Annotated in this window: 11 protein-coding genes; 6 read left to right on the top strand and 5 right to left on the bottom strand. The window is 68.4% G+C overall.

The genetic code is table 11. The features are described 5' to 3' along the window. Positions 1–9 precede the first annotated feature (9 nt). Positions 10–1,023, bottom strand: a complete 1,014-nt coding sequence (cofD, locus tag NRB20_RS15170; protein WP_319944940.1) for a 2-phospho-L-lactate transferase — start codon at positions 1,021–1,023, stop codon at positions 10–12. Between the two features lie 597 nt (positions 1,024–1,620). Between cofD and NRB20_RS15165 the strand changes: the two genes are divergently transcribed. Further along, the gene (locus NRB20_RS15165; protein ID WP_153410847.1) at positions 1,621–1,854 is read left to right on the top strand and encodes a WhiB family transcriptional regulator; all 234 of its coding nucleotides are present in this window, start codon (positions 1,621–1,623) and stop codon (positions 1,852–1,854) included. Between the two features lie 191 nt (positions 1,855–2,045). On the opposite strand, the gene NRB20_RS15160 is transcribed toward NRB20_RS15165, so the two are convergent. Then, the gene (locus NRB20_RS15160; protein ID WP_194289855.1) at positions 2,046–2,522 is read right to left on the bottom strand and encodes a metallopeptidase family protein; all 477 of its coding nucleotides are present in this window, start codon (positions 2,520–2,522) and stop codon (positions 2,046–2,048) included. Between the two features lie 130 nt (positions 2,523–2,652). On the opposite strand from NRB20_RS15160, the gene NRB20_RS15155 reads away from it, so the two are divergent. The 5 genes from NRB20_RS15155 to NRB20_RS15135 all read left to right on the top strand — a co-directional run bounded on the left by NRB20_RS15155 (position 2,653) and on the right by NRB20_RS15135 (position 8,008). Further along, positions 2,653–3,045, top strand: a complete 393-nt coding sequence (locus NRB20_RS15155) for a DUF3499 domain-containing protein (protein ID WP_153410845.1) — start codon at positions 2,653–2,655, stop codon at positions 3,043–3,045. 58 nt (positions 3,046–3,103) lie between these two features. Beyond that, on the top strand, positions 3,104–4,531 hold the full coding sequence (locus NRB20_RS15150; protein WP_153410698.1) for a phosphomannomutase/phosphoglucomutase: 1,428 nt from the start codon (positions 3,104–3,106) through the stop codon (positions 4,529–4,531). A 70-nt stretch (positions 4,532–4,601) separates the two neighbouring features. Further along, positions 4,602–5,780 (top strand): tobH protein, encoded by a 1,179-nt coding sequence (locus NRB20_RS15145; RefSeq protein WP_153410697.1) that lies wholly within the window; start codon positions 4,602–4,604, stop codon positions 5,778–5,780. After that, on the top strand, positions 5,780–6,994 hold the full coding sequence (manA, locus tag NRB20_RS15140) for a mannose-6-phosphate isomerase, class I (protein ID WP_319944939.1): 1,215 nt from the start codon (positions 5,780–5,782) through the stop codon (positions 6,992–6,994). Before NRB20_RS15145 ends, manA begins: the two co-directional genes overlap by 1 nt. Before the next feature lie 93 nt (positions 6,995–7,087). Continuing rightward, positions 7,088–8,008, top strand: a complete 921-nt coding sequence (locus tag NRB20_RS15135) for a cation diffusion facilitator family transporter (protein ID WP_153410696.1) — start codon at positions 7,088–7,090, stop codon at positions 8,006–8,008. A 355-nt stretch (positions 8,009–8,363) separates the two neighbouring features. On the opposite strand, the gene NRB20_RS15130 is transcribed toward NRB20_RS15135, so the two are convergent. The 3 genes from NRB20_RS15130 to NRB20_RS15120 form a co-directional block, all read right to left on the bottom strand. Next, positions 8,364–9,830 carry a phytoene desaturase family protein gene (locus NRB20_RS15130; RefSeq protein ID WP_227833498.1) on the bottom strand — a complete coding sequence of 489 codons (1,467 nt, stop codon included), beginning with the start codon at positions 9,828–9,830 and terminating at the stop codon, positions 8,364–8,366. A gap of 510 nt (positions 9,831–10,340) precedes the next feature. Then, positions 10,341–11,453: a mannose-1-phosphate guanylyltransferase gene (locus tag NRB20_RS15125; RefSeq protein WP_153410694.1), complete on the bottom strand. Its 1,113-nt coding sequence runs from the start codon at positions 11,451–11,453 to the stop codon at positions 10,341–10,343. Positions 11,454–11,506: 53 nt separating this feature from the next. Continuing rightward, positions 11,507–12,424 (bottom strand): glycosyltransferase family 2 protein, encoded by a 918-nt coding sequence (locus NRB20_RS15120; RefSeq protein WP_319944938.1) that lies wholly within the window; start codon positions 12,422–12,424, stop codon positions 11,507–11,509. Between the last annotated feature and the right edge of the window lie 4 nt (positions 12,425–12,428).

Raw genomic sequence — 12,428 nt, 5'->3', positions numbered from 1 at the left:
ATACGTCGCTCACGGCTTCACCCCAGCGATATCCAGTGCCTCGCGGGCCATTTCGGCGGTCGCGGCCGGATCGGTCATCAGCAGCGGCACACTGCGCACCTCGACCCCGGGCACCTCGGCGGTATCGGTGGAGTGCACCAGCCAGCCGTCCAGGATGCCGGTGTCCGAGCGCGCCCCGAAGTGCCTGCCGATGGCCTCGGCCGTGGTCTCCACACCCAGCACCGCGAGGCATTCGTCCGCCATGCCGCGCAACGGCTTTCCGTCGATCACCGGCGACAGGCCGACCACCTTGGCCGACGTGGTGCGCAGCGCACCGCGAATACCGGGAACCGCGAGGATGGCGCCGATGCTCACCACGGGGTTCGACGGCGCCAGCAACACCGCGTCGGCCCGCTCTATGATATCGGTCACACCCGGGGCAGGAGTGGCTTGATCCGCCCCGATTGTGACGAATCCATGGGTGTCGACGTTCGCGCGATAGCGTACCCACCACTCCTGGAAATGAATCGCGCGACGTTCGCCAGCGTTCTCCGGCTCACTGATGACGACATGGGTTTCACATCGGTCGTCGCTCGCGGGAAGAAGTTTCACACCGGGTTGCCATCGGTTGCACAGCGCCTCGGTCACCGCCGAGAGCGGGTATCCGGCACGCAACATTTCACTGCGAACCAGATGGGTCGCAATATCGCGATCGCCCAGTCCGAACCAATCGGGTTGCGCGTGATATTTCGCCAACTCCTCCTTGGCATGCCAGGTTTCCCCGACCCGGCCCCAGCCACGTTCGGTATCGATACCGCCACCGAGCGTATACATGCAGGTGTCCAGGTCCGGGCAGATGCGCAGACCGTGCATCCAGACGTCGTCGCCGACGTTCACGATCGCCGAGATATCGGCATCGGGCAGTAGTTCTCGCACGCCTTGTAGGAACCGCGCACCGCCGACTCCGCCGACCAGAACGGCAACACTGGTTCGGGGACCGGCTTGCTCGGCAGCGGGCGCGATATCCGCTTGTTCTCCAGTCACATCCGCACAGCCTATGCGTTGTCTCCGACAGGTCGTCGAGTAGCGTAATAGCTGGTCATTTGCTACTCGACGGTCACCGAAGCGCCTCGAACCCGGTCGCGGATAGTAACGGAATTGTGTCGGCAGCTTGACCATCGCGCCGTCCGGCGTGTCTAATCACAGGCATGTCATTCCGGGCATGCGCGAGAGTGCAAGGCGCAGACCACATTTCGAACGAATGTTCGAACAGGGATGACGAGCTCGGGGATGTCCGCGGGACAACATCGCGGAGTTGGGCCGTCGGTTTGCAGATCGGGTCCGACGGATAAATCTTTCTGCGCTAACACACAGTGAGGAGGCGGAGCGATGGCCGAGGAGCTGGCCCCGTCGGGCATTCCGGGTGGTGTATCGCAAACCGATTCCACGGCAGGCGCAGTTCCAGGCGTCTGCACCGACCGCTGGATCGACGAAGGAGAGGGGGGAAGCACGGTGACCGAATTCGATTCCGACGCACCGGCACAGCTCGACGGCTACACGCCGCAGGGCGGACAGTGGCCGCGGGCGCAACGCAAGCCGGAACCACCGCAGCTGAGCCTCATCGTCACCGACTTCGATGCGATGTTCGACACCATCGAGGAACAGTGGCAGGAACGGGCGTTGTGCGCCCAGACCGATCCGGAGGCGTTCTTCCCCGAGAAGGGCGGCTCGACGCGCGAGGCGAAGCGGATCTGCCTGGGCTGCGAGGTCCGGGACGAATGCCTGGAATACGCGCTCGCACACGATGAGCGTTTCGGCATCTGGGGCGGCCTGTCCGAACGCGAACGCCGTCGCCTCAAGCGCGGCATCGGTTAAACGGGGGTCGAGGACTCCCCCGCCTCTCCGCGACTTCAGCGTGTCGTGGGTGCCGAAAATTCGAGCTTCGGGCCGGCGGTTGGGAGCGTCTTCAGTTCTGGGCGTTCCCGGTGAGTTACCCATGTACGTACGAAATCAGTTGTTGCGTTTCACTCGCCGCGTGGTGACGCGGCGAGTTCAGCACCACAAGTTCAGTTCTCCGGGTCGATGACGTCGGGTTCCACGCCGAGATAGGTCGCGATCTGCTGGACCAGGACCTCCCGCAGGAGATCCACCAGGTCATCGGGGTCGTTGGCCCGCAATTCCAGGGGCTTGCGGAAGATCACCACGCGGGCGCGGGTCGGCTCACCGCGCGAATCCACTCCGGCCGGAATCAGCCGGGACAGCGGCACCGCGCCGTCGGCCACCACCTCGTCCGGCCAGGTCACCGAATCCGGGTGCAGCGCACGGATTTTCGGCACATCGTCGACCGCGATATCCAATTTGGTGAGGCGATCGTGCCAGCGACTGTCCAACGGCGCGAACGCTTCCAGCACGAGCCGGTCGAACTGCTGCCCGCGAGTGCGCCAGGCAGGCACCGTCGGCGGCAGCATCGGGCCGCGCACCCCCCGCCCGCGACGGATCACCGACCGTGCCGTCGGCGGCCGCCGCTTCCGTGAACGCGTCATAACCACGAGATTAGTCACCCCGCCCGGCACCGAGGGCGGGGAGGTGAACGCGACAAACTGGTACGGCGCATTCGCGCGTGTCTAGCGGCGCGCGGGCCCCGGGAGGGTTACTCTCCTTTGCGTGATCCCCATGCGTCGTTGCTGCCGACCAGGCTGTAAGAATCCGGCCGTCGCGACGCTGACCTACGTCTACTCGGACTCCACGGCCGTCGTCGGCCCGCTGGCCACCGTCGCCGAACCGCACTCCTGGGATCTGTGCGAGACCCACGCCTCCCGGATCACCGCCCCCAAGGGCTGGGACATGATGCGGCACGAGGGCGGCTTCTCCACGACCAGTCCCGACGACGACGATCTGACCGCGTTGGCCGAGGCCGTGCGCGAGGCCGGGATGCGCCGCCGCCCGAGCGAACCCGAACAGCGCGGCTACTCCGCCGACTACCAGCCCGCACCGCAGCGCCCGGCCCGTCCGGCGCGCACCGGTCGTCGCGGGCACCTCCGGGTGCTGCCCGACCCGCCGAACTGAGTAGGGCGTTCCGGGACGGAATATGTTCCCCGCGGTGGGCCCTACTAGGGTGTTGCGTATGTCAGCATCGCGAAGCGATTCGATCAGGGGCGGTGGTCGGGCGACGGGTGGGCCAGTCGTCCGGTCTGCCGATTCGGTTCAAGCAGTTGTCAAGGCTTACGACGTGCGGGGTGTTGTCGGGGAGCAGATCGATGAAGAATTCGTGCGTGATGTCGGCGCGGCCTTCGCTCGTCTGATGCGGGGGGAAGCGGCGACCCGGGTCGTCATCGGGCACGATATGCGCGACTCCTCCCCCACCCTGTCCGCCGCCTTCGCCGCCGGAGTCCTCGCGCAGGGCCTGGACGTGGTGCAGATCGGGCTGGCCTCCACCGACGAGTTGTATTTCGCCTCAGGACATCTGGGCTGCCCCGGCGCGATGTTCACCGCCAGCCACAACCCCGCCCGCTACAACGGCATCAAGCTGTGCCGCGCCAACGCGCTGCCCGTCGGGCAGGACACCGGCCTGGCGACGATCGCGAACGAACTGATCGAGGGCGTCCCGGCGCACGACGGCGCATCCGGCACCGCCGGCGAACGGCAGCTGCTCGACGCGTACGCCGAATTCCTGCGCGGGCTGGTCGATCTCGGCGGTATCCGCCCGCTGAAGGTCGCGGTCGACGCGGGCAACGGCATGGGTGGCTACACCGTGCCCGCGGTACTGGGCGCGGTCGACGCGCTGAACATCGTTCCGCTGTACTTCGAACTCGACGGCTCGTTCCCCAATCACGAAGCCAATCCACTGGATCCGAAGAATCTGGTCGATCTGCAACAGCTGGTCCGCGACTCGGGTGCGGATATCGGCCTGGCCTTCGACGGCGACGCCGACCGCTGCTTCGTGGTGGACGAGCGGGGCGAACCGGTGTCGCCGTCGGCGATCACCGCGCTGGTGGCCGAGCGCGAACTGGCCAAGGAGCCCGGCGCGACCGTCATCCACAATCTGATCACCTCGCAGTCGGTGCCGAAGCTGGTCACCGAACTCGGCGGCACCCCCGTACGCACCCGCGTCGGGCATTCGTTCATCAAGCAGCAGATGGCCGCGACCGGTGCGATCTTCGGTGGCGAGCACTCCGCGCACTACTACTTCCGCGACTTCTGGGGTGCGGATTCGGGTATGCTCGCCGCCCTGCACGTGCTGGCCGCCCTCGGCGGCGGGGACCGGCCGATGTCGGAGCTGGGCTCGTCCTACGCGACGTACGCGGCCTCGGGCGAGATCAATTCGACGGTGGCCGACGCGAAGGAGCGGACGATGGCGGTGCTCGCGGCATTCCAGGACCGGGCCGTCGCGGTGGACCGGCTGGACGGGGTGACCGTGCAGCTGCCCGAGGACGCGTGGTTCAACCTCCGCGCCTCCAATACCGAACCGCTGCTGCGCCTGAACGTCGAGGCCCGATCGACCGAGGAAGTAGACGCACTCGTAACCGAGATCCTGAGCATCGTGCGCGGCTGACTGGAATAGTGGAATCACAGGACAGGTTCTCCCGGCCTGGTGACTCGATGAGGGGAGGTGGCAACGTCCGATGATCGCAGGGACACCGGTTCTCGACCTCGATGACGTCGCCTCACTGGAGGCCGCCGATACCGGGGGGACATTGCGGTCGGCCGCGTCCGGCGGTGCGCAGGTGCGCGCCACCGCGGCGGCCGTCGCCGAAGGCGTGCTCACCCGGCTGCGGGATATGCGTCCGCGCAGTCTGGTCATCGTCACCGGGGCGGGGCGTGCCGCGCGCGCGGCCGCGATCCTGGTGGCCGCGCTGGGTGATCGGGCCGCGCTGCCGATCGTGGCGGTCACCGCGATCCCGCAGTGGGTCGGCCCGCTGGACGTGGTGCTCGTCGCCGGGGACGACGCGGGCGATCCGCGCGTGATCGGCGCGATCGATCGGGCGCTGCACCGCGGCGCGGAGGTCGTCGTCGCCGCACCCGAGGAGGGTCCGCTGCGCACCGCCGCCGCCGGACGCGCGGTGGTGCTGCCGCCCCGGGTGCCGGTGCTGGACCACAATCGCCTGCTGCGTTATCTGGCCATCGGCATCGCCGTGCTGCAGGCGGTCGATCCGGCCCATATCGAGCCGCTCACACCGGATCTGGACGTGCTGGCCGACGCCCTGGACGCCGAGGCCCTGCGCGACGGACCCACCAACGAGGTCTTCCACAATCCGGCCAAGACGCTGGCTGTGCGGATGCAGCAGCGCAGTGTCGTGCTGTCCGGGGACGCCCCCGCCGCCGCCCAGGTCGCCGGGCACATCGCCGAGGTGCTGCTGTCCGCGGCCGGACAGATCTGCGCGGCCGCCGAGCTGGCGCAGGTGGCCGCGGCGCACGGCCTGCTCTCCGCGACCGCGGGTGCGGCCGCACCGGGTTTCGATCCGCTGTTCCACGACGAGGAGCTCGACGGCCCAGCCCCGGTACGCCGGGTGGGCCTGTTCGTGCTGAGTGCCGACGCCGATCAGCTCGCCGCGCATCGTCGGCTGGGCATCTTCGCGGGTGGGTCCGGCCTGATCGATGCCGAGGTGGCGAACGTGGACACCGAACTGATCGCCGGGCAACCCGGTGCGCCGGGTCCGGGAACCTCGCGGCCGGCCAGCGAACTCGAACAGCTCGCGGTGCTCGCGCTGCGGTTCGAGACGGCCGCGGCCTATCTGCGTCTGCTCGGTGGTCCCGCGACACCGGCCGATCGTTCTGCCCACTACGACGGGGGCCATTTCTAGTGCACGAACTCGTTGGTGCGTTGCGTTCCTATGCCTGGGGTTCGCGCACCGTCCTGGCTCAGCTGTGCGGACGTCCGGTGCCGTCGGCGCATCCCGAGGCCGAACTGTGGTTCGGCGCGCATCCGGCCGACCCGGCGCGGGTGCGCATCGACGGCCACACCGAATCGCTGCTCGAACTCGTCGCGGCGGATCCGCAACGTCAATTGGGCGCGGTCGCACCGGAATTCGGCGGACGGCTGCCGTTCCTGCTGAAGATTCTCGCGGCCGAGGAGCCGCTCTCGTTGCAGGCGCATCCCAGCGCCGATCAGGCCCGTGCCGGATTCGAACGGGAGAATCTGCAACGGGTGCCGCTGGATTCGCCGATGCGCAACTACCGCGACGACAGCCACAAACCCGAATTGGTGGTGGCGCTCAACCGATTCGAGGCGTTGGCCGGATTCCGCGATCCGCACCGCACCGTCGCGCTGCTCACCGCGCTGGCCGTCCCGGAGCTGAAGCAGTACACCGAACTGCTTGCCGCGCAACCGGATTCCTCCGGTCTGCGGACGGTGTTCACCACCTGGATCACGCTGCCGCAGGCCATCCTGGACACGCTGCTGCCCAAGGTACTCGACGGCTGTGTGAGCTATCTGGCCGCGAGCTGCGAGGAGTTCGTCTCCGAGGTGCGCACGGTGCTCGAACTGGCCGAGGCGTATCCGGGCGATGCCGGGGTGCTGGCGGCGCTGCTGATCAACCGGATCACCCTCGAACCCGGACAGGGCCTGTTCCTGGCGGCCGGGAATCTGCACGCCTACCTCAACGGGGTCGGCGTGGAGATCATGGCCAACTCCGACAACGTGCTGCGCGGCGGGCTCACCCCCAAACACGTCGACGTGCCCGAACTGCTGCGGGTGCTGGACTTCGAACCGCTCGCGCTGCCCATCGTGACCCCCGAACCGGTCGACGAGCACTCGTTCCGATACCGCACGCCCGCACCGGAATTCGCGTTGCGGCGCTTCGAGCTCGCGGACGGAGCCGACCCGACGCCGATTCCCCGCACCGGCCCCGGCATCATGCTGTGTACGGCCGGGACGGTGCGGATGCTGCAAGGGGGCGACAGCCTGCTGATTCCGCAGGGCGGGGCGGCGTGGATCTCCGCGGCGGACACCGATATCCGCGCCCAGGCGGTCGACGGGGCGGCCCAGCTGTTCTGTGCCTGCGTGGGTGGCGAGTAGTGCTCCCCGACGGGATGTCGGAGGGTTCCGCTAGGGTTGCGGGCAAATCGGACATCGATCGAGCAGGGCGACGAAAGGGCAAGGGCGAGAAGTATGTCTGCGAGTGGCGGTAAGAAGGCGATCTTCGCGGCACTCAGTGCGAACGCGGGCATCGCAGTCGCCAAGTTCGTCGGTGCGCTGATCACCGGATCCGGATCGATGCTGGCCGAGGCCGTGCACTCGCTGGCCGACACCGGTAATCAGGGGCTGCTTCTGCTCGGCCAGAAACGCGCCCAGCAGGAGGCCGACGAGCTGCATCAGTTCGGCTACGGGCGCAACCGCTACTTCTACTCGTTCGTCGTGGCGCTGGTGCTGTTCACCCTCGGCTCGATGTACGCGATCTGGGAGGGGATCCACAAGATCCAGCATCCGGAGGAGTTGAGCTCGCCGATCGTCGCGGTCGTCATCCTGGTCATCGCCGCCATGCTGGAGGGCTACAGTTTCGCGACGGCCATGAAGGAGTCCGCCGCGCTGCGCGACGGTGTCGGCTGGTGGCGGTTCATCCGCAATTCCCGCAATCCGGAACTGCCGGTGGTGATCCTGGAGGACTCCGGGGCCCTGGTCGGCCTGCTGATCGCACTACTGGCCGTGGTGCTGACCATGCTCACCGACAACCCGGTCTGGGACGGTATCGGCACCCTCGGCATCGGCGTGCTGCTGGGCTTCATCGCGGTCGTGCTGATCGTGGAGATGAAGAGCCTGCTGATCGGCGAGGGCGCGACACCCGAGCAGATCCGCGCGATCGAGGCGAATCTCACCGACGGCACCCACATCGACCGCGTCATCCACCTGCGCACCGAATACCTCGGCCCCGAGGAACTCCTGATCGCCGCCAAGGTGGCCATCGTGCCCGGCCTGGAGATCGGCGACATCGCCACCGCCATCGACGCCGCCGAGGAACGCGTCCGCGCCGCGGTCCCCATCGCCCGCCTCATGTACATCGAACCCGACCTCTACCGCACCCAGCCCGCATAGGCCACGACAGACCGCACCCACAGGGCCGCTGCTCGAATCCCTTGTCGCTCGAATTCCCTCGTCGCACAGCACAGGTGGGTGCGCCGAATCCCCGCGCGCATCAGATCATCGGACTCGAATTCCCTCATCGCTCGAATTCCCTTGTCACACAGCACAGGTGGGTGCGCCGAATCCCCGCGCGCATCAGATTACCGGAAAGGCATCCCTTACAAGGTGCCGTCCACGGTGATCGACGTCGCGCCGGAGGCGGGGGCTTGTTCTCGCTGCTGCTGGGCGGACGAAACAGCGATTATGACTGGTTCTCGCATTCGTCGAGGCGATCGGATCGTGGTGCGGCCGAGTCGGTCGGTGGGGATCAGCTGCGGATCGCGGGGGTTCCGGCGGCGAGGGTGAGGGGGTTGGTGTGGATGTCGAAGCGGGTGCGCAGGGCGTGGGAGGCCGCGTGCAGGCCGGACATGCCGTGGACGCCGGGGCCGGGTGGGGTGGAGGCCGAGCAGAGATAGACGCCGGGGAGGGGGGTGGAGTACGGGTTCCAGCGGGGGGTGGGGCGTAAGAGGGTCTGGCGCAACGTCATTGCGCCGGCGGAGATGTCACCGCCGATGTAGTTCGCGTTGTAGGCGGGCATCTGTGCGGCGGTGCGGACGTGCCGGTCCAGGATCAGGTCGCGGAAGCCGGGAGCGAAACGTTCGACCTGGGCGATCACCTCGGCGCTGACGTCGCGGGTGGAGCCGTTGGGGACGTGGGCGTAGGTGTAGAGCGTGTGTTTGCCCTGCGGTGCGCGGGAATTGTCGACGACGCCGGGCTGGATGGCCAGGACGTACGGCTTGTCGGCATGACGTCCGGCGGCGACGTCACGTTCGACGGCGAGCGCCTCGGCGCGGGTACCGACCAGATGTAGCGTCCCGGCCAGCGCACAGTCGCGTGTCCGCCACGGCACCGGGCCCGACAAGGCGAAATCCACCTTGCAGGCCGCACCGCCGTAGCGCACCCGGGAGAGTTGCGCCGCGTACCGCGCGGGCAGGCGATCACCGCCCAATCGCAGCAGTTCCGCGGGCGCGGTGTCGAGCAGAACTGTTCGCGCACCGCGTAATTCGTCGAGGGAGTCGACGCGACGACCGGTCGTGATGCGCCCGCCCGCCGCTTCGAGTGCGCGAACCAGCGCCTCGATGATGGCACTGCTGCCGCCGCGCGGAATCGCCCAGCCGTCCACGTGCGCGAGGGTGCCGAGCAACAGTCCGACGCCCGCGGCCGAGAACGCGCGCGGCGGGACGATCGCGTGCGCGGACACCCCGGTGAACAGCGCGGCGGCGGCATCCTCGCGAAAACGCAGATTCCACAGCGGCGACGACTGTTCCAGCAGCCGCCTGCCGAACCGCACACCGGCGAACACGTCCAGCGGCGGATGGCGAGTGTCGGACATCGCCAGATCCACGAGTTCGCGCCAGTTCCGCACCAGCGGGCCGAACAACCTCCGCCACGCCGCACCGTCGCGCCCCAGCCCGGCCACCGTGCGATCCAGATCGCGCCAGGCCAGCCCGGCCGCGCCACCGTCGAGCGGGTGCGCGTAGGAGATCTCGGGGGTGAGCAGCTCGACCCCCTGCGCGGGCAGGTCGAACGCGCGGAAGAACGGAGATGCCACCGCCATCGGATGCGCGCCCGCGCACTCGTCGTGTCGGAAACCCGGCAGGGTGGTCTCGGCGGTACGGCAGCCGCCACCCGGAGTATCGGCCGCCTCGAACACCTGCACATCGAGCCCCGCGCGGGCGCAGATCACCGCCGCGGCAAGACCATTCGGCCCGGATCCGACAACGGCGACGTCCATGATCACCATGGTAGGTGCGAGCGGACCGGGCACACCACCGCCCGACTCGTCGACATGGTCACTCGAGCCGATCGGCGTGCGACGGAGTCACCACACCGCAACAGCCGCGATCGGCGCACGGTCGGAATCACCGCGAACGACGAACCGGTATCCGCGACCGCGACGCCGGTCACGGTGCGATAGCCGACGTCCGTGCGCTGTCTGCGCCGTGCACGAATCCATGGTCGAGGTCGACATGGTCACTCGAACCGATCGGCGTGCGACGGAGTCGCCACACCGCAACAGCCGCGATCGGCGCACGGTCGGAATCGCCGCGAACGACGAACCGGTGTCCGCAGCCGCGACGCCGGTCACGGTGCGATGGCCGACGTCCGTGCGCTGTCTGCGCCGTGCACGAATCCATGGTCGAGTCGGACGCCTGACCACGGGACATCACCACCTGCCCCGAGGCATCGCCGCCTACCCTGGGATATCGCCGCTTGACATCCAAGCTCCAGGGATGTCTGACCCCTAGACGTCCGTGGAGAAGCGGATGCCGCCGTCGGGGAGGTCGACGCCGGGCCAGATGCGGGCGCCGCGCAGGAGTTCGCAGCGGGCGCCGACGTTCGCGCCGTCACCGATCACCGCGTCGCGGACCAGGGCACGCGGGCCGATGCGGGCGCCGAAGCCGATGATCGAACGTTCCACTGTCGCACCGGCTTCCACGCGCGCGCCGTCGAACAGCACCGCACCGTCCAGCCGCGCGCCCGCGCCGACCTCCGCACCGCGACCGACGACCGTGCCGCCGATCAGCAGCGCGCCGGGAGCGACTCCGGCACCGGGATGCACCAGCGCCTCACCGCGTTGTCCGGGCAGAGCGGGCGAGGGCGCGATACCGCGCACCAGATCCGCCGAACCGCGCACGAAATCCTCGGGGGTGCCCATATCGCGCCAGTACGAGACGTCGACGTGGCCCTGGATGTGCGCGCCCTCGGCCAGCAGCGACGGGAACACCTCGCGCTCCACCGACACCGGACGCCCGGTCGGGATCTTCTCGATGTACTCGCGGCGGAACACGTAGCATCCGGCGTTGATCTGATCGGTCGGCGGATCCTGCGTCTTCTCCAGGAACGCGGTCACCCGGCCCGAATCGTCGGTCGGCACACAGCCGAACGCGCGCGGATCGCTCACCCGCACCAGATGCAGCGTCACATCGGCGTTGGTCGCGACGTGCGTATCGAGCACCGCGCCCAGATCCGCGCCACCGAGCACGTCACCGTTGAACACCAGCACGGTGTCCGCGCGCAGTTTGGGCAGCACGTTGCGGATGCCGCCGCCGGTGCCCAGCGGTTCGGTCTCGGTCACGTACTCCAGATCCAGCCCCAGCTCGGACCCGTCGCCGAAGTGTTCCTCGAACACCTCGGCCTTGAACGAGGTGCCCAGCACCACGTGCGTGATGCCGGCGTCGGCGATCCGGGCCAGCAGATGGTGCAGGAACGGCAGACCCGCGACGGGCAGCATCGGTTTGGGCGCGGAGAGCGTCAACGGGCGCAGCCGGGTGCCCTGACCTCCCACCAGGATCACCGCGTCGGCCACGGTACCGGGCTCGGACCCGGTGCTGCGGCCGTCAGTGTTGTCCGCCATCAATCTCCCCTTGTCAGGTTCGGTCCACGCGGGCGTGGCTGGTAGTCGTCGCGTCAGCTCTGGGCGTCACGCTCACGCAGCGCAGATCGAACCGCAAGCCGGCAGCGAATCGCAAGTCCGGCCTTGAGCGCCACCCGCAACGGCGCCTGCCACCAGTGCGGATGCCGATCGGCCTGGAAACGGTAGGCCGAGGCGTGATGGGCGGGCAACATCGTTTCCGGATGACGTCCGGCCGCGTGCCCCTTGGCGTGGGTGACCTCGGCCGCGGGCACGAAGACGTTGTGCCAGCCCGCGCGGCCCATCCGATCGCCGAAGTCGACGTCCTCCATGTACATGAAGTACCGGGAGTCGAAGCCCTCGATGCTGTCGAACGCGGCGCGGCGCACCAGCAGACACGAGCCCGAGAGCCAGCCGACGGTGCGTTCGGCGACGGCCTCGTTGTCCTGCCGATAACGCTGTGTCCAGGGGTTACCCGGCCAGACGCTGCCGAGCAAGGCGTGTCCGGCGCCGTCCAGGATGCCGGGCACCGACCGCGCCGACGGGTACACGCTGCCGTCGGGTTCGCGCACCATCGGACCGATCGCCCCGGCGCGCGGCCAGCGCTGCGCGGCCTCGAGCAGGATGTCGATCGCATCGGTGCCCCAGCGGATGTCCGGGTTCGAGATGACGATGAACTCGATGTCCGGGTCGATCTCCGCCACCGCGCGGTTGATCGCGCCGCCGTAGCCGATGTTGCCGCCGGTGCGCAGCAGCCGCACATGCTCGTTGGCCTCGGCCGCGAGTTCGGGAGTGCCGTCGTCGGAACCGTTGTCGGCCAGGATGACCTGCGGTTTCTCGCCGGTCGCGGTGGTCAGCGTGCTGATGAAGTGCTCTAGATGCTCGCCCGGCGAATAGGTCACGGTGACGACGACCAGTCGGGGTGTGGCGGTCGTTTCACCGTCTTGCCGTTCTACTGCATCCGAAGAGTTCACCGGT

The organism is Nocardia macrotermitis (assembly GCF_009604405.1).
GTDB classification, from domain to species: domain Bacteria; phylum Actinomycetota; class Actinomycetes; order Mycobacteriales; family Mycobacteriaceae; genus Nocardia; species Nocardia macrotermitis.
The sequence above is the reverse complement of the archived record's forward strand: the minus strand, read 5'-3'. Positions and strand labels throughout refer to the sequence as shown.

What these genes read in the sequence shown, in the direction of transcription:
- NRB20_RS15125 (WP_153410694.1), bottom strand. Translation starts at nt 11,453, where the DNA reads ATGGCGGACAACACTGACGGCCGCAGCACCGGGTCCGAGCCCGGTACC.
- NRB20_RS15130 (WP_227833498.1), bottom strand. Translation starts at nt 9,830, where the DNA reads ATGGACGTCGCCGTTGTCGGATCCGGGCCGAATGGTCTTGCCGCGGCG.
- NRB20_RS15150 (WP_153410698.1), top strand. Translation starts at nt 3,104, where the DNA reads ATGTCAGCATCGCGAAGCGATTCGATCAGGGGCGGTGGTCGGGCGACG.
- NRB20_RS15145 (WP_153410697.1), top strand. Translation starts at nt 4,602, where the DNA reads ATGATCGCAGGGACACCGGTTCTCGACCTCGATGACGTCGCCTCACTG.
- NRB20_RS15135 (WP_153410696.1), top strand. Translation starts at nt 7,088, where the DNA reads ATGTCTGCGAGTGGCGGTAAGAAGGCGATCTTCGCGGCACTCAGTGCG.
- NRB20_RS15165 (WP_153410847.1), top strand. Translation starts at nt 1,621, where the DNA reads ATGTTCGACACCATCGAGGAACAGTGGCAGGAACGGGCGTTGTGCGCC.
- NRB20_RS15155 (WP_153410845.1), top strand. Translation starts at nt 2,653, where the DNA reads ATGCGTCGTTGCTGCCGACCAGGCTGTAAGAATCCGGCCGTCGCGACG.
- NRB20_RS15160 (WP_194289855.1), bottom strand. Translation starts at nt 2,522, where the DNA reads ATGACGCGTTCACGGAAGCGGCGGCCGCCGACGGCACGGTCGGTGATC.